The 17,192-nt window shown below is 44.5% G+C and carries 17 protein-coding genes and 1 pseudogene; 13 read left to right on the plus strand and 5 right to left on the minus strand.

Going from position 1 to position 17,192, the window contains the following annotated elements; translation table 11 throughout:
* Window positions 1-409: 409 nt before the first annotated feature.
* The 4 genes from NP165_RS03015 to NP165_RS03030 form a co-directional block, all read right to left on the minus strand.
* The gene (locus tag NP165_RS03015) at window positions 410-1,801 is read right to left on the minus strand and encodes an AmpG family muropeptide MFS transporter (protein WP_257084865.1); all 1,392 of its coding nucleotides are present in this window, start codon (window positions 1,799-1,801) and stop codon (window positions 410-412) included.
* A 79-nt stretch (window positions 1,802-1,880) separates the two neighbouring features.
* Window positions 1,881-2,426, minus strand: a complete 546-nt coding sequence (locus NP165_RS03020) for a peptidylprolyl isomerase (protein ID WP_257084866.1) — start codon at window positions 2,424-2,426, stop codon at window positions 1,881-1,883.
* Entirely contained in the window at window positions 2,426-2,995 is a 570-nt protein-coding gene (locus NP165_RS03025; RefSeq protein WP_257084867.1) for a YajG family lipoprotein, read from the minus strand. Before NP165_RS03025 ends, NP165_RS03020 begins: the two co-directional genes overlap by 1 nt.
* Before the next feature lie 51 nt (window positions 2,996-3,046).
* Window positions 3,047-4,174 (minus strand): methyltransferase, encoded by a 1,128-nt coding sequence (locus NP165_RS03030; RefSeq protein WP_257084868.1) that lies wholly within the window; start codon window positions 4,172-4,174, stop codon window positions 3,047-3,049.
* A gap of 139 nt (window positions 4,175-4,313) precedes the next feature.
* On the opposite strand from NP165_RS03030, the gene NP165_RS03035 reads away from it, so the two are divergent.
* From NP165_RS03035 to dinB, 11 genes and pseudogenes are all read left to right on the plus strand, one after another.
* Window positions 4,314-4,622 (plus strand): BolA family protein, encoded by a 309-nt coding sequence (locus NP165_RS03035; RefSeq protein ID WP_257084869.1) that lies wholly within the window; start codon window positions 4,314-4,316, stop codon window positions 4,620-4,622.
* Window positions 4,623-5,056: 434 nt separating this feature from the next.
* Window positions 5,057-6,397 carry a Na(+)-translocating NADH-quinone reductase subunit A gene (locus tag NP165_RS03040; RefSeq protein WP_257084870.1) on the plus strand — a complete coding sequence of 447 codons (1,341 nt, stop codon included), beginning with the start codon at window positions 5,057-5,059 and terminating at the stop codon, window positions 6,395-6,397.
* A gap of 5 nt (window positions 6,398-6,402) precedes the next feature.
* A complete protein-coding gene (locus NP165_RS03045) occupies window positions 6,403-7,647 on the plus strand; it encodes an NADH:ubiquinone reductase (Na(+)-transporting) subunit B (protein WP_257084871.1) in 1,245 nt (414 codons plus the stop codon).
* Window positions 7,637-8,407 carry a Na(+)-translocating NADH-quinone reductase subunit C gene (locus NP165_RS03050; RefSeq protein WP_257084872.1) on the plus strand — a complete coding sequence of 257 codons (771 nt, stop codon included), beginning with the start codon at window positions 7,637-7,639 and terminating at the stop codon, window positions 8,405-8,407. Before NP165_RS03045 ends, NP165_RS03050 begins: the two co-directional genes overlap by 11 nt.
* Window positions 8,407-9,039 (plus strand): NADH:ubiquinone reductase (Na(+)-transporting) subunit D, encoded by a 633-nt coding sequence (locus NP165_RS03055; protein WP_257084873.1) that lies wholly within the window; start codon window positions 8,407-8,409, stop codon window positions 9,037-9,039. The genes NP165_RS03050 and NP165_RS03055 overlap by 1 nt, the downstream gene beginning before the upstream one ends.
* 7 nt (window positions 9,040-9,046) lie before the next feature.
* Window positions 9,047-9,643, plus strand: a complete 597-nt coding sequence (gene nqrE / locus NP165_RS03060) for an NADH:ubiquinone reductase (Na(+)-transporting) subunit E (protein ID WP_006957944.1) — start codon at window positions 9,047-9,049, stop codon at window positions 9,641-9,643.
* A 33-nt stretch (window positions 9,644-9,676) separates the two neighbouring features.
* Window positions 9,677-10,900, plus strand: coding sequence for an NADH:ubiquinone reductase (Na(+)-transporting) subunit F (gene nqrF / locus NP165_RS03065; protein ID WP_257084874.1), 1,224 nt, complete (start codon window positions 9,677-9,679; stop codon window positions 10,898-10,900).
* Between the two features lie 156 nt (window positions 10,901-11,056).
* Window positions 11,057-12,061, plus strand: coding sequence for an FAD:protein FMN transferase (locus NP165_RS03070; RefSeq protein ID WP_257084875.1), 1,005 nt, complete (start codon window positions 11,057-11,059; stop codon window positions 12,059-12,061).
* Window positions 12,062-12,083: 22 nt separating this feature from the next.
* Window positions 12,084-12,317, plus strand: coding sequence for a (Na+)-NQR maturation NqrM (nqrM, locus tag NP165_RS03075; RefSeq protein ID WP_257084876.1), 234 nt, complete (start codon window positions 12,084-12,086; stop codon window positions 12,315-12,317).
* A 147-nt stretch (window positions 12,318-12,464) separates the two neighbouring features.
* Window positions 12,465-12,698 (plus strand): DUF2789 domain-containing protein, encoded by a 234-nt coding sequence (locus NP165_RS03080; protein ID WP_257084877.1) that lies wholly within the window; start codon window positions 12,465-12,467, stop codon window positions 12,696-12,698.
* Between the two features lie 106 nt (window positions 12,699-12,804).
* Window positions 12,805-13,868: pseudogene (gene dinB, locus NP165_RS03085) on the plus strand (DNA polymerase IV).
* Here dinB and NP165_RS03090 read toward each other — a convergent pair.
* Window positions 13,854-15,803: a RecQ family ATP-dependent DNA helicase gene (locus NP165_RS03090; RefSeq protein ID WP_257084879.1), complete on the minus strand. Its 1,950-nt coding sequence runs from the start codon at window positions 15,801-15,803 to the stop codon at window positions 13,854-13,856. The pseudogene dinB and the gene NP165_RS03090 overlap by 15 nt on opposite strands.
* Before the next feature lie 78 nt (window positions 15,804-15,881).
* On the opposite strand from NP165_RS03090, the gene NP165_RS03095 reads away from it, so the two are divergent.
* Both NP165_RS03095 and NP165_RS03100 read left to right on the plus strand, forming a co-directional pair.
* Window positions 15,882-16,358 carry a GreA/GreB family elongation factor gene (locus tag NP165_RS03095; RefSeq protein ID WP_257084880.1) on the plus strand — a complete coding sequence of 159 codons (477 nt, stop codon included), beginning with the start codon at window positions 15,882-15,884 and terminating at the stop codon, window positions 16,356-16,358.
* 55 nt (window positions 16,359-16,413) lie between these two features.
* The gene (locus NP165_RS03100) at window positions 16,414-17,157 is read left to right on the plus strand and encodes a YggN family protein (RefSeq protein WP_257084881.1); all 744 of its coding nucleotides are present in this window, start codon (window positions 16,414-16,416) and stop codon (window positions 17,155-17,157) included.
* Window positions 17,158-17,192 lie beyond the last annotated feature (35 nt).

The raw sequence follows: 17,192 nt of genomic DNA on the forward strand, positions 1-17,192 counted from the left end.
TTTTATAGTTACTTATGTATAGCCATTTATTGATATAGCCATCGGGCACAATCTGTGTCGTGCTTTCTTGATGCGCATAATAGCGATAAAAATCTCAATTTGAAGTGACGTAAGATGTAAAAAATCACAAACCTAGTGATCCAGATCTCGATAACAAATAAAAAACATAAATGTCTTGGAACTTTCATATTTTTGCATAAAAAGTGATAAGGGTAACGATTGCGTGAGTTCTCATGTAAAGTTTGAACCTTGTCACACAAGTGGGCGATGTAAAATTAATGTATTGAGTTGTTGGTGTTGGGAGCTCTAGAGGAGTTTTTGTCTTAGTGTTGCGTTTTCTTAGAAACTTTTACGTAAGAAGAAAAGAAAGGCTTGGTGTCTGCCAAGCCTTATTAATGAGTGCATCAAATTATGAACTTTGAACTTCTTGATTTGCACTTTCTTGTGCGTCACGTTCTCTTGCTTTGTCCAGCAAGCTAGTAAAATAATGACGCAGAGAATAGAGCATGATCAGACTTGGGATCACCATTAGCGAGGTGAGAATAAAGAACAATGACCAGTCATTGAGATAATCGGCCAATTCGCCACTGAATGAAGCCAGTGTTGTGCGCCCAAAGTTTCCAAGCGATGCCAGCAGGGCGTATTGCGTCGCTGAGAATGCTTGTCCGGTGAGTATGGTTAAGAAGGAGACAAAGGCGACGGTAGAGAAAGCGGTAGTGAAATTGTCTACGATGATGGTCGCTAAGAATAGGTTCTCGTTAGGGCCTACTTTCGCAATCCAAGCAAACATCAGGTTACTTGCCGCCATTGCAACACCACCGATCATTAAACCTCGTACAATGCCAAACTTTACGTTGAACATACTGCCAACCAGAGTAAAGAAGATCGTTGCACCCCACCCGATCAGTTTGGAGTAATCACCAATTTGTTCGTTGCTAAAGCCCACTTCTTTGTAAAAAGCAATCGACATGCGGCCAAGGAAGGCTTCTCCAATCTTAAATAAGAAAACAAACAGCAGCAGCGTGATCGCAACTTGAACACCGTTGCGTTTGAAGAAATCGAGAAATGGCTCAATGACAGTCACACTTACCCATGCGAAAACCTTGTCACCCACCACTTTGTTATGTCTTTCTTCGGCTTCATGCTGAAGTGCCTCGCGGTTGGTTTTAGGCTCACCGACTAAAAGTGTAAACAGCATCAGTATCCCAACGACAAACGCCATTCCATAATAAACGCCATTCCAACCGATAGAATCTGCATTGATGAAGGCGAGGTAACCCGGAAGTGAGTAGCCCGTCCACCAACCAATCACAGCCATAGCAGACGCTTGTGGCAACTTGGAAGATTGAGATTTAGGAAAAGTATCAATACGGAATGCATCTATCGCAATGTCTTGGGTTGCCGACGAAATGGCTACGCCAAGGGCTAGCATCGACGTCAGCATCAAGTTATTCGCGGGATCAACACCAGCAATGAAAAGAGTGCAGACCAAAACAATCGATTGGCAGAAGAAAATCCAACTGCGTCTTTGCCCTAGAATGGCGTGCAGGACAGGAAGTTTTACGCGATCGACTAACGGAGCCCATAAAAAGTTGATCGCATACACCGCAAAAACACTACCAAAGTAGCCAATGGCTGCGCGTGTCAGTCCAGCATCTTTTAACCAGCCAGACATATTGGAACCAATCAGAACCCAAGGGAAGCCACTAGAGCAACCGAGCATGAAGACCCACATCAGGCGTTTGTCCATATAACTGCGAATGGTTTCTCGCCAAGACATGGAAGAAGAATCAAATGACATACACGATTCCTTGTTTGGAGTATCTGGTCAGCAAAAAAGGCTCTAGATCATCAGGATGACGACCAGAGCCTAAAGTGGATTAAGGTTGGAGTGTCACTTTTTTAATTATAATGGCTTCAACTGGGACATCTGCGTAACGGCCAACAGTGTGAGTCGGTTTGTTTGCCATTGCTTGGATTACATCAAAACCTTGAATCACCTGACCAAACACCGCGTAGCCTGGCGGGCGTTGGTCGTAGTCAAGGAAGTTGTTATCAACCAAGTTGATGAAAAATTGACGAGTAGCAGAGTTCGGATCATTCGTTCTCGCCATCGCAATCGATGCAGTCTGGTTTTTTAATCCATTTGATGCTTCGTTTTTGATTGGCGCGTAAGTTTGTTTCTGGTTCATGTTTGTATCAAAACCACCGCCTTGAGCCATGAACCCCGGAATCACTCGGTGGAAAATGGTGCCTTCGTAGCTGCCATCTTCCACGTATTTCAAAAAGTTTTCAGCAGACACGGGGGCTTTTTCTTGGTTTAGCTCAACGGTAAAGGCACCGATGGTGGTTTCAAATTCTACCTTTGGTCCAGCAAATGCTAAGCTACTGACAAGCGCCAAAGAGGCCGTTGCAAATTTCCACATTAGAATCTCTCCTGCATGTAGGTTTGTAGCTCACGGTCTTTAGAAATCTCTTGTAGGACTAGCTGAACCACATCGTTAAGGACAACTTCGATATCTTGGTTAGATGCACTCAGTGCCCCTGTACGTTTCGCTGTACCTGTATACGTTTTTACCAATTTCCCTTGTGGAGTTTCAGCCGTCACTTCAACGACCACTTTTCCATCCATGGTGTTTTCCATGACAGAATGCTTAACAGACACAAGCGCTTCCTGAACTTCTAGCTCTACGCTGTTTTCGCTATTAACCGTATTACGGAAACCTTGAGACTGAAGCTGCTCTAATAGGGCATTTTCGAATGAGATACGGACATTCTGTTTGGCGTGAATTGGCTCAATTTTGGAGCGACCACTATCGACTAATGCAACATACTGGGCTGAACGGACATCTTTACTGGTTAAAGTGAACGTCGCATCACGCACGATGTCGCTGTTACTTAATACCGCTTTAGGCATCAAGTTAATCTGCTGTTGCTGTGGTGCTGAACATGCAGTCAGTAGTGCCATGGATGCGGCTAGGAGCAGTTTTCTCATTGATTTTTCCTTTGTTCGTCGCTCAAAATGTACAGGAGTGATGATAGTGAACTATTTAGTCGCTTGTAAAATAACAAACTTTTTGTTCGAAGCGATAAGTCTGACGTTATTTTTACCAAATAATCGAGATAGTTTTACATCGTAGCCGAGGTGGCGGTTGCCGATAACTAATAATTGACCGCCTTGAGTAAGAACATGCTTCGTATCACAGAACATCTGCCAGGCGATATGATCGGTGATTGCCTGCTGCTGGTGGAAGGGCGGATTGCACACCACGAGCTCTGCGCATTCCTTCTCAAAGCCATCAAGACAGTTATTAGCGGTACACTCAAAACGGAAACCATCAGGGAGATTGTTCTCTAAGTTTTGCTTGGCAGACTCTACCGCCATAAAGCTTTCGTCTACACAGGTGATCTGGATGTCTGGATTGAGTTGCCCCAGTTTGACGGAAAGCACGCCGTTGCCACAGCCTAAATCAATGACTCGCTTGCTTCCTAGATCACTCGGTAAGTGTTCAAGTATAAAGCGAGCACCTAAATCGAGTTTCTCGCCAGAATAGACGTTGGCAAGATTGTCGAGGGTAATTTTGTGGTCTTCCAAATTCCAACGAGTGGAGGCTTCTATTTCAGTTAGGGCAGGGCTATCCGCTTGAGCAAACACTAAGCGATGTTTCTTCCATGCTAGGGATGTCGTTGTCGAGCCTAGGTACTTCTCAAACAATTTAAGGGTAGAGGAGTGAATCTCTTTGGCTTTGTTGACAGCGATAACGGGAACTGAGGCGGAGAGCGCCCCGCGCAATTGAGCCAATTGCCAAACCAAATGACGGTTACTTCTAGGGATTTGCATCAGAACCAGATCGATATTATCTGGAATGCTGTCCATGGTTGTGGCAAAAGTGATTTTTTTGCATTCATTTCGATGCAAGTTTGACAGCGTTCCTTTGTGTGTAATGAAGGAATCACTCATCATAGTGATGTCATGTTTTTCTGAAAACCAGCAACTCAGTGTGCCAAAGTTATCATTGAGAATAAGGATTCGCTTTCCCTCTAAACCAAGATCTTCTACGTGATTGATGAGGTACTCATCGCCAGCGTCCCATGCTTGGAGAGTTTCATTATTTCTTTTTGGGAATCGGTATAAAGAAAGGATCCGCTCATGTAGAGTAAGCTCGTTTTTCATAATTGGGGTGCTAGCAAGTGAACAAGAGCTCAAATTGTCGCAGATGCTAGGCTAACTGCAAACTAAAACCTTTTTCTTTATGAGTATCGAGATTATTATCTTTACTTTGAAGCGGTTCATAATGAGATGGTGAGACACTATGTTGCAAGAAGTGATTGAAACCAAGTTGCATAATGCGCTTGATCCAGAACATCTGAAAGTAATTAACGAAAGCTATATGCACAATGTGCCAGCGGGTTCGGAAAGCCACTTTAAGGTGATCGTTGTGAGTAACAAATTTGATGGTTTAAGGCTGATTGCTCGTCACCGCGAGGTCAACCAAGTGTTGGCAGATGAGTTAGCAGACCACATCCATGCATTGTCGATTCATACTTACACGCCACAAGAGTGGAAGGCTCAAAATGAGTCAGCGCCAGATAGCCCGATGTGTTTAGGTGGTTCAAAGTAAGACAAATGAGAAGAGGCAGCTATGGCTACCTCTTTTTTTGTTGAACTAACTTATTGTATTAACAATATAGAAACAAATTAATGAGTGGTTGAGTTGCAATCATGTATGTTTCAAAATATGAATAGTAATTAACCATGTAAATACTATGGAATAGTCTGACTGTGCGATGGTTCAAAATTATGACTATTCCTTGACCTTTAAACTCAAAACTCCCCAAATATCCACTCTAATCCTTCCATTGGTCATGGCATCCCATTCCCAAAAAATGCTAGACTACGGCACCTGATAAATCCCCTTCATTATTTGTTGGGAATTTGTTAATAGGATGTTGCGATTTTGGTGCTTTAAACAGCGCCGAAACCGGACACTAGTGTCGTGTCTAAAAGTTACGCAATCAAAGAATCTTTTTCCCGATAAAAGTAGTGCAAGTGCGTATGATTACAATAAAGAAGGGTTTGGACCTTCCTATCGCAGGAACTCCTACCCAGGTGATTAATGATGGTAAGACCATCAAGAAAGTCGCCTTGCTTGGCGAAGAGTACGTCGGCATGCGTCCTACTATGCATGTTCGCGTAGGCGATGAAGTAAAGAAAGCTCAAGTTCTTTTTGAAGATAAGAAGAACCAGGGTGTGAAATTTACTTCACCAGCAAGTGGTAAAGTGATCGAGGTTAACCGTGGTGCTAAGCGTGTGCTTCAATCCGTTGTGATTGAAGTGGCAGGTGAAGAACAGGTGACATTCGATAAGTTCGAAGCTGCTCAACTAGCAAGTCTTGACCGTGAAGCGGTGAAAACTCAGCTTGTTGATTCAGGCCTTTGGACAGCTTTACGTACTCGTCCGTTCAGCAAGGTTCCAGCAATTGAGTCTTCAACTAAGGCAATTTTTGTTACTGCTATGGATACAAATCCATTGGCAGCAAATCCTGAGTTGATCATCAATGAACAACAAGAAGCATTCGTTGCTGGCCTAGATGTGCTTTCAACTCTGACTGATGGCAAGGTTTACGTATGTAAATCTGGCACCAGTCTTCCACGTTCTTCTCAGTCAAATGTAGAAGAGCATGTTTTTGATGGCCCTCACCCAGCAGGTCTTGCTGGCACCCACATGCATTTCCTATACCCAGTAAATGCAGAAAATGTGGCGTGGAGCATCAACTACCAAGACGTTATCGCGTTTGGTAAGTTGTTCCTAACTGGTGAACTTTACACTGACCGTGTTATCTCTCTGGCTGGCCCAGTAGTGAATAACCCTCGTCTAATCCGTACGACTGTAGGTGCTAGCCTAGAAGACATTACGGATAGCGAGCTAATGCCAGGTGAAGTTCGTGTGATTTCTGGTTCTGTACTGACAGGTACTCATGCAACTGGTCCTCACGCTTACCTAGGCCGTTACCACGTTCAGGTTTCTGTTTTACGAGAAGGCCGTGAAAAAGACCTATTCGGCTGGGCAATGCCTGGTAAGAATAAGTTCTCGGTAACACGCTCTTACCTTGGTCATTTCTTCAAAGGTCAGTTGTTCAACATGACAACGTCTACGAACGGTAGTGATCGTTCAATGGTTCCAATCGGTAACTACGAACGCGTAATGCCGCTTGATATGGAACCTACTCTGCTGCTTCGCGATCTATGTGCAGGCGACTCTGATAGTGCTCAGGCACTTGGTGCGCTGGAACTGGATGAAGAAGATCTAGCATTGTGTACCTTTGTATGTCCTGGCAAATACGAGTACGGTCAACTACTTCGTGAATGCTTAGACAAGATCGAGAAGGAAGGGTAATTTTCATGGCTCTTAAAAAGTTTCTTGAAGACATCGAGCATCATTTTGAGCCTGGCGGTAAGCATGAAAAATGGTTTGCCTTGTACGAAGCTGTAGCGACAGTTTTCTACACACCAGGTTTAGTGACAAAAAAAAGCTCACACGTTCGTGATAGCGTTGACCTAAAACGCATCATGATCATGGTTTGGTTCGCGGTATTCCCAGCAATGTTCTGGGGTATGTACAACGCGGGTGGCCAAGCTATCGCTGCACTTACTCATATGCACGCTGGTTCTGAACTAGCATCAGTTGTTGCGGGTAACTGGCACTACTGGCTAACAGAAATGCTAGGCGGAACGATTTCTGCTGATGCAGGTGTTGGCAGTAAGCTGCTACTAGGTGCGACTTACTTCCTACCTATCTACGCGACAGTGTTTATTGTTGGTGGTTTCTGGGAAGTGCTATTCTGTATGGTGCGTAAGCACGAAGTTAACGAAGGCTTCTTTGTAACTTCTATCCTATTCGCGCTTATCGTTCCACCAACACTTCCTCTATGGCAAGCAGCGCTAGGTATTACCTTCGGTGTTGTTGTAGCGAAAGAGATCTTCGGTGGTACAGGTCGTAACTTCCTAAACCCTGCACTTGCAGGCCGTGCTTTCCTATTCTTCGCTTACCCAGCGCAAATCTCGGGTGACGTAGTATGGACAGCTGCTGACGGTTTCTCTGGTGCGACGGCGCTTAGCCAATGGGCTCAAGGTGGTAACGGCGCACTAGTGAACACTGTAACTGGCGCTCCAATCACTTGGATGGATGCTTTCATCGGTAACATCCCAGGTTCAATTGGTGAAGTTTCAACACTGGCTCTAATGATCGGTGCAGCGTTAATCGTGTACATGCGAATCGCTTCATGGCGCATCATTGCGGGTGTATTGATCGGTATGATCGCAACAGCAACGCTGTTCAACGTTATCGGTTCTGAGACTAACCCTATGTTCAACATGCCATGGCACTGGCACCTAGTTCTAGGTGGTTTTGCATTCGGTATGTTCTTTATGGCGACAGACCCTGTATCAGCTTCATTTACTAACAAAGGTAAGTGGTGGTACGGCGCACTAATCGGTGTGATGTGTGTACTAATCCGTGTGGTTAACCCAGCGTATCCAGAAGGTATGATGCTGGCGATTCTATTCGCGAACCTGTTTGCACCTCTGTTCGACCACTTAGTTATTGAGAAGAACATCAAGCGGAGACAAGCACGCTATGGCAAGTAATAACGACAGCATTAAAAAGACGCTGGGTGTTGTTATCGGGTTGAGCCTTGTTTGTTCAATCATCGTATCAACAGCAGCAGTAGGTCTACGCGATAAGCAAAAAGCTAACGCTGTACTAGATAAGCAATCTAAGATCGTTGAAGTTGCGGGCATTGATGCTGAAGGCAAAAAAGTGCCTGAGCTATTTGCACAATACATCGAACCACGTTTGGTTGATTTTGAAACGGGTAACTTTATCGAAGGTGATGCAGCTAATTACGATCAGCGTAAAGCAGCAAAAGATCCTTCTCAGTCAATCAAGCTAACGGCTGAAGATGATAAAGCAAAGATCCTACGTCGTGCTAATCAAGGCATGGTATACCTTGTCAAAGATGGCGACGCAGTATCTAAAGTTATCCTACCTGTTCACGGTAACGGCCTATGGTCAATGATGTACGCATTCGTTGCGGTTGAAACTGACGGTAACACAGTGTCTGGTATCACTTACTACGAGCAAGGTGAAACTCCTGGACTTGGTGGTGAAGTTGAAAACCCATCTTGGCGTGCTCAATTCGTAGGTAAGAAACTGTTTGATGAAAACCACAAGCCAGCTATCAAGGTAGTGAAAGGTGGTGCTCCAGCAGGTTCTGAACACGGTGTTGATGGCCTGTCAGGTGCGACACTAACTAGTAACGGTGTTCAACACACATTTGACTTCTGGTTAGGCGAGATGGGCTTTGGTCCATTCCTAGCAAAAGTTCGTGACGGAGGTCTGAACTAATGTCTAGTGCACAAAACGTTAAAAAGAGCATTCTAGCGCCAGTATTGGACAACAACCCAATCGCGCTACAGGTTCTTGGTGTATGTTCTGCGCTTGCAGTAACAACTAAACTAGAAACAGCGTTTGTTATGACTCTGGCGGTAACATTTGTAACTGCATTGTCTAACTTCTCTGTATCTCTAATTCGTAACCACATTCCTAACAGTGTGCGTATCATCGTTCAGATGGCGATCATCGCATCTCTAGTAATCGTGGTAGACCAGATCCTAAAAGCTTACTTATACGATATCTCTAAACAGCTATCGGTATTCGTAGGTCTGATCATTACTAACTGTATCGTAATGGGTCGTGCTGAAGCGTTCGCTATGAAGTCTGCGCCAGTGCCGTCTCTTATCGATGGTATCGGTAATGGTCTAGGCTACGGTTTCGTTCTAATCACTGTTGGTTTCTTCCGTGAGCTATTTGGCTCTGGCAAACTATTTGGTATGGAAGTACTGCCTCTGGTGAGCAATGGTGGTTGGTATCAGCCTAACGGTCTGATGCTACTAGCGCCATCTGCATTCTTCCTAATCGGCTTCCTAATTTGGGCGATTCGTACGTTCAAGCCAGCACAAGTAGAAGCGAAGGAGTAAGGACGTCATGGAACATTACATTAGTCTGTTAGTTAAATCGATTTTTATCGAAAACATGGCTCTGTCTTTCTTTTTAGGTATGTGTACGTTCCTTGCGGTATCTAAGAAAGTTAAGACCTCTTTCGGTCTTGGTGTTGCGGTAGTAGTAGTACTAACCATCGCGGTTCCAGTAAACAACCTTGTTTACAACCTAGTTCTGAAAGAGAACGCGTTAGTTGAGGGTGTAGACCTTAGCTTCCTGAACTTCATCACCTTTATCGGTGTAATTGCAGCACTTGTACAGATCCTAGAGATGGTTCTAGACCGTTTCTTCCCACCTTTGTACAACGCGCTGGGCATCTTCCTACCGCTGATCACAGTAAACTGTGCAATCTTTGGTGGTGTATCTTTCATGGTACAACGTGACTACAACTTTGCTGAATCTGTTGTTTACGGTTTTGGTTCTGGTGTGGGTTGGATGCTGGCAATCGTTGCTCTTGCAGGTATCCGTGAGAAGATGAAGTACTCTGACGTTCCTCCAGGTCTACGTGGTCTAGGTATCACGTTTATCTCTGTAGGTCTTATGGCGTTAGGCTTTATGTCTTTCTCTGGTGTTCAACTGTAAGTCGGGTAAACCGCAACAATTAAGGAATAGTCAATGGACATTATTCTTGGTGTAGTGATGTTTACTCTGATCGTACTTGCATTAGTACTAGTGATTCTTTTCGCTAAGTCTAAGCTTGTACCAACAGGTGACATTACAATTTCTGTGAACGATGACCCGTCACTGGCGATCGTTACACAACCAGGTGGTAAACTACTTGGCGCTCTTGCAGGCGCTGGTGTATTCGTTTCTTCTGCCTGTGGTGGCGGTGGCTCTTGTGGTCAGTGTCGCGTAAAAATTAAATCTGGTGGTGGCGATATCCTACCAACTGAGCTTGATCACATTACTAAAGGTGAAGCTCGTGAAGGTGAGCGTCTAGCATGTCAAGTTGCAATGAAAACTGACATGGACATCGAACTTCCAGAAGAAATCTTCGGCGTTAAAAAGTGGGAATGTACGGTTATCTCTAACGATAACAAAGCGACGTTCATCAAAGAGCTTAAGCTGCAAATTCCAGATGGCGAATCAGTACCTTTCCGTGCTGGTGGTTACATCCAGATTGAAGCGCCAGTTCACCACGTTAAATACGCTGATTACGATATTCCTGATGAATACCGTGAAGACTGGGACAAGTTTAACCTGTTCCGTTACGAGTCTAAGGTAAACGAAGAGACGATTCGTGCTTACTCAATGGCGAACTACCCAGAAGAGCACGGCATCATCATGCTGAACGTTCGTATCGCGACTCCGCCGCCAAACAACCCAGATGTAGCTCCTGGCATCATGTCATCGTACATCTGGTCTCTGAAAGAAGGCGACAAGTGTACGATCTCTGGTCCATTCGGTGAGTTCTTCGCGAAAGACACTGATGCTGAAATGGTATTCGTTGGTGGTGGTGCTGGTATGGCTCCGATGCGTTCGCATATCTTCGACCAACTTAAGCGTCTAAACTCTACGCGTAAGATGTCTTTCTGGTACGGTGCTCGTTCTAAGCGTGAAATGTTCTACGTAGAAGATTTCGACGGCCTCCAAGCAGAAAACGACAACTTCGTATGGCACTGTGCTCTATCCGATCCAATGCCAGAAGATAATTGGGATGGTTACACAGGCTTCATCCACAACGTATTGTACGAAAACTACCTGAAGGATCATGAAGCTCCTGAAGATTGTGAATACTACATGTGTGGTCCACCGATGATGAACGCGGCTGTTATCGGCATGCTGAAAGATCTTGGTGTAGAAGATGAAAACATCCTACTGGATGACTTCGGTGGTTAATCCATCTAAGTGATTGAAATCTATGGCTGGCTCTTTTGAGTCAGCCATTCTTTTTTAAAAGCGTTCTTCAACGACAGTTGATATAGAAAATCGTTTTGGGTAGTTCTTGGTTTGAACCGATTCTCTATATCCATTTTTGATAATAGGAGTTAACAAGTGAAAAAGTGGCTTGTTGCGTTTGCTTCTCTATTGATTTTAGCGGGTTGTGAAAAGCCAGCTGAGCAAATACATCTTACGGGTCCTACAATGGGGACTACGTACAATATCAAGTATATTGCCGCTGAAGGCATCCCGACTCCTGATGAACTACAAAAGGAAGTTGACCGTTTGCTGGAAGAAGTGAACGATCAGATGTCGACTTACCGTAAAGACTCTGAGTTAAGCCGTTTCAATCAGTATACTGAGTCTGATGCGTTTGAAGTGTCTCCTCAAACAGCAACGGTGGTGAAAGAAGCTATCCGATTGAATCATCTTACTATGGGTGCATTGGATGTGACTGTGGGTCCATTGGTCAACCTTTGGGGATTTGGTCCTGAAGCTCGTCCTGAAGTTGTACCGACAGATGAAGAACTGGAAGCTCGTAGAGTCAAAACAGGTATTGAGCATCTTCAAGTATCGGCAAATACACTGAAGAAAGACATTCCTAGCCTTTATGTGGATCTATCAACGATCGCCAAAGGGTGGGGAGTGGATGTTGTTGCTGATTACATCCAATCTCAGGGTGTAATGAACTACATGGTGGAAGTGGGTGGCGAAATGCGTCTGAAAGGTGTTAACCGTGAAGGTGTAGCATGGCGTATTGCGATTGAGAAGCCGTCAGTGGAAGAGCGTGCGATTCAAGAAATTATCGAACCTGGTGATATGGCTGTGGCAACATCGGGTGATTACCGCAACTACTTTGAGCGTGATGGCGTTCGTTACTCGCACATCATCAACCCAGAAACAGGTAAGCCAATTAACCACAAAGTGGTCTCGGTGACGGTGTTAGACAAATCTTCTATGACCGCAGATGGCTTGGCGACAGGTTTGATGGTGTTGGGGGAAGTCAAAGGTATGCAGGTCGCACAAGAGCACAACATTCCAGTTTTAATGATTGTTAAAACTGAAGATGGATTTGAAGAGTTGGTTTCAGAGGCTTATAAGCCATTTATAAACAAATAATTACTTTAGTGAGCATGTCATTATGAGTACATTTCTAATTACATTTGGTGTTTTTGTTGCGGTTATCGCGGCAATGTCAATTGGTTACATTATCCAGAAAAAAGTCGTGAAAGGCAGCTGTGGTGGCCTTGGTGCAGTGGGTATCGAAAAGGTGTGTAACTGCCCTGAACCTTGCGACGCACGTAAAAAGCGTGAAGCACGTGAAGCTGCTCGTGCAGAAAAGCTAGCTGCATGGGAAAAAGACCGTATTGCTTAATCACTAAGCGTTCTACATATTATTATCCTAACCCGGCATTGGCCGGGTTATTTTTTGCTGTGTATTCCGTGTGAACATTTTTGTTGTGGGAAACTAACTATACTCATCTCAATGAGCCATCAGAATGAATCAAAGATTGGAGGCGTTATGGAAATGCATCAACACGGTATGGTTGAACTTTTTCAGCAACTGGGGTTAGGAAGTTCAGAACAAGAGATAAACACATTTATTCGTGAGCACAGACAGCGTCGAGACGCGGTTCTGCTTCATGAAGCCAGTTTTTGGACGGAGGCACAGGCGGCTTTCCTTAAACAGGCGATAGATGAGGATGCAGACTGGGCTGAACTGGTCGATCAGCTCGATGTCATGCTGAGAGATTAGCAATAAGGCTTGTACCTCAGCATACTCTAGTGAATGCGATATGTTTGCTTCAATCTGGAACTGATTTATACTGTTTTTTTAAACAGTGCTTATTTGGGTTGAAGCAATGCTTGAGCGAACACGGAAAATCATTCATGTTGATATGGACTGTTTTATGCAGCCGTAGAAATGCGTGACAACCCAAGCTATCGCGGTAGACCTCTTGCTGTTGGCGGTCATGAAAAGCAGCGTGGCGTTTTAAGTACCTGTAACTATGAGGCGAGAAAGTTTGGTATAAGAAGTGCGATGCCTACCGCGCGCGCGTTGCAGTTGTGTCCTAACTTGTTAGTGGTTCCTGGTCGGATGCAGGTTTACAAGCAAGTTTCTCAACAAATTCGCGAGATCTTCTCCCGCTATACCTCGCTTATTGAGCCTCTATCTTTGGATGAAGCCTACTTGGATGTCACCGACTCAACTCAATGTCATGGCTCTGCCACGTTGATTGCAGAGGCGATACGGCAAGATATCTGGAACGAACTTCAGTTGACCGCGTCGGCAGGTGTTGCTCCGGTTAAATTTCTCGCGAAAGTGGCATCGGATATGAACAAACCGAATGGCCAATATGTGATCCCACCTGATCGAGTTCAAGAAGAAGTAGATAAGCTGCCATTGGAAAAAATCCCAGGTGTGGGAAAGGTGAGTTTGGAAAAGTTGCATCAGGCGGGCTTTTACACTGGTGCAGACATTAAGAATAGCGACTATCGTGAGTTGCTGCTTAAGTTTGGTCGACTCGGCGCGTCTTTGTGGAAAAAAAGCCATGGTATTGACACTCGAGAAGTCGTCGTGACACGTGAAAGAAAGTCAGTGGGCGTTGAACGCACGTTCAGCCAAAATATCGTGACTTACGAAGAATGCTGGCAAGTGATTGAAGAAAAATTGTATCCAGAGCTAGAGAAGAGACTCGAAAAAGCCTCTCCAGATAAAGCGATCATAAAACAGGGCATTAAAGTAAAATTTGCTGACTTCCAACTCACAACCATTGAGCATATTCATTCCGAACTCGAACTTGAGTACTTTAAGCAGTTATTGAGAGATATCCTCAAGCGACAAAAAGAGCGGGAAATCCGTTTGCTGGGCTTAAGTGTTATGCTTAAGCCCGAAGAGCAAACCAGACAGTTAAGCTTTTTCTGATTGCTGTCTAGATGCCACCTTTTGTAGTACGTCAGAGTACGGAATAGACATCATCTTTCCAAACCCAGAAAGTGAGCGTGCCTTAAGTTTGGTTAATGCTGGTGTTGTGATGCCACAAAGAAATTTAGCTTTGAGGTGAGTGGATATGGCGTTTGCTGATTTTTGCTCTAATTCTGTTAGCCACGAATGTATTTGATCTTCATGAACCTCTGGTGGTTGGCTCATAGGCAAGGAAGCGATCGCTCCGCGACAGACACTGCAATGACCGCAGTTTTTAGGGGCTTTATTGTCACCAAAGTAGTTGGCAAGGTTATAGCTTAGACATTGGTCTGACTCAAAAAGGGCAAGCAGATTATGGATTCGGCCGATGTCGCTATGTTCTTTATCTTTATACAGTTTCTCAAGGCGACGGCTGTACGTATCTAAGGAGTCAGCCAGCGGCTTAACTCGGTACACTTCCGTTATTAGTTTGCTTTCTAGCTCTATCCAGCCTTTCTCATGGAAATAGTCCAAAGCGGCGATGGCACGCTGTCTATCCCCTTTAAAATGGGTCCATAGCGTCTCAAAGTCGACTTGGCACCATGTCTTAGCTTGTGGTGAACAGTTAAACACAGCCGTGATAAAGTCTCTACGCTCTTCGTTAAAGTGGTCGATAATGGATTGCTTGTTCATGATGAACTTGAAGCGGTAGTCGGCAAAATAGCTGTACTGAGATTCGATGTGGCCTGCCATCTCCATATAAACCAACAGAGTCTTAAGTGGTAATTGCCTTATATTACTTTCCGTTGCTAAGCGGCTTAAGACAACCTCCCACTGAGGAGCAGCCTGATTCGCGAGTTCAACAATGTGTGTTATCTCGTCTAGTTCTGGGGTGTCACCATAGACAAAGTTTTCGAGCGTACAAATGCCATCTTTGTTGGCAAGTAAAACACATTGAGAGGTCTTTCCGTCTCTGCCCGCACGACCAATTTCTTGTGCGTAGTTTTCAATCGATTTTGGCAGGTCATAGTGGATTACCCGACGAATATCAGATTTGTCGACGCCCATACCAAAAGCGATGGTCGCGATAATGCAATCTATCTCTCCTTGCATGAAAGCGCGTTGGATTTGCTCTCTCAACTCATTCGCGAGACCTGCATGGTACGCTTGAGCATTAATCCCACTTTGTTGTAATAACTGGGCGACACTTTCCGCTGTACTTTGGAGTGTCACGTATACAATGGTAGGTTCCGTCGGATTTGGCGCTATGGTTGAAAGCAGTGCTTCTGCTTTGTCCTCTCCTTCACAAGGCGTCACAGAGAGATCGAGGTTTGGGCGATAAAACCCAGTAACGACCACATCAGATTCATTAATGGAAAACTTTTCCTGCATATCGTTAATGACATCTCTCGTCGCGGTCGCGGTGAGCAACAAGGTCTGAGGTATATTAAACTCTCGCAGATAGTGGGGAAGTTTAAGGTAGTCTGGTCGGAAGTTGTGCCCCCACTCTGAGATACAGTGCGCCTCATCCACAACCATCAACGAAATGGGTACTTGAGAGATAAACTGACGAAAACGTTCGTTCTTTAGTCTTTCCACAGAAATCATCAAGACTTTAATTTGTCCTTGCCTAGCGCTTTCCATTACCTGCTGGATTTGTTCTCGGGTGAGAGTGGAATCAATTGAGGCCGCTGGGATACCTTTACTATGTAAAAAATCCAATTGATCCTTCATTAGCGCCAGTAAAGGAGAGACCACCAAAGTTAGATGAGGAAGAATGACTGCGGGTAACTGATAGCAAAGTGATTTGCCTGAGCCAGTCGGAAAGATCGCCGCACATGAACGGTTATCTAATACAGTCTGGATCACTTGCTCTTGTCCTGGGCGAAGAACGTCGAACCCAAATGTCGAGCGTAATGTTTGGTAAAGATTGATCTCTTGATTGGAATTATTCATCACTTACTATTCAGCTATCCTTTGGGCGCAATGACATCTATTCTAGGGGGAATTGCATAGATGGAACATGATTTTAGTATGAATAAATCTGATCTGCGCCAAAGCATTTTAGATGTTTTAGAGCAGAAATTAAAAGTAGCCCACCGTTCGATGAAACGAGCGATAGAATCTGCGACCGACGAAGAGACGATACCCGAGCACAAATACGATACTTTGGCATTAGAAGCGTCGTACTTAGCACATGGTCAAGCAATGCGTGTGCAAGAGAGCGAAAAAGAGATTCGTCTATTCAGAGATTTGGTATTACCTGACGCGCCAGAAAAAGTCGTGCTGGGTTCACTTGTGACCCTGCTTGATTGCGATGAACAGCAGCAATTGTTTTTTGCAGCACCTTGCGAAGGTGGACTGAAGGTTTCTTTTGCTGATCAGACAGTGACGCTAGTGACGTTTGAATCGCCTTTAGGGAAGGCGCTCAAAGGCATGCAAGTCGGTGACGAGGTGCGCTACCAAGCGGGTGTAAATACATACTATTACGAAATAGAAACCATAAGCTGACAATGACTTATGGCTTGTTGGTATTATTGAAATAAATAGGCAAGGTGAGATGAAGATGAAAAAAGTATTGTTGACACTACCATTACTGCTGTCTGGCCCTGTTCTGGCTTCTCAGTGTAAGGTCGATATAAAAAATGAAATTCACTTAGATGGAGAGGCGGTTGAAATCTACCAAAAAGGTGGAGACACGGCTATTGTTGACGCAAATAACAATCTTCAGATTGCTGGAGAGAATGTTGCACTTACAACAGAGCAGAAGCAGTTGCTGTCTGACTACCGAGAAAGTCTAAACGCGTATATTCCAAGAGTGAAACAAATGGCTCAGGATGGTTTAGAACTTGCCAATAATGTTATTGATGACGTTGCGGTGAGCTTTGATGCTCCGGGAGCCTTTGATAACGTTAAAGATTCGATGAAAAAATTCTACGAAGATGTGGAGTCTCGTTACTACAAAAATGGAGATTTCATCTTGCCAGTAGATGGCGTTAGCTCAATGGCAGATACCTGGACACAAGATCTTGAAAAAGCGGGTGAACTGTTTAACGAAGAGTTCGTGATCAGTGCGTTTAACGCGATGTCTGAAAAGATGAAAGCGGAAGGTGGCATTAACTTGACTCAAATGGCAAACTCTATGACTGAATTAAAAGAGAGAGTATCGCAAAGTATTGCTGAGCATGAGAAAGATGTGATTGAGCAAGGCCAAGAGTTCTGTGACTCTTTAGGGGATATGGCAGATCAAGAGCAGAAATTGCATCAGAAGATACCTGAACTGAAGGATTATCAAGTGTTTACCATCTAAGATACTCCAAATAGATATCCCAAAGAGCGCAAAAC

The sequence above is a fragment of the Vibrio japonicus genome (assembly GCF_024582835.1).
Classification (GTDB): Bacteria; Pseudomonadota; Gammaproteobacteria; order Enterobacterales; family Vibrionaceae; genus Vibrio; species Vibrio japonicus.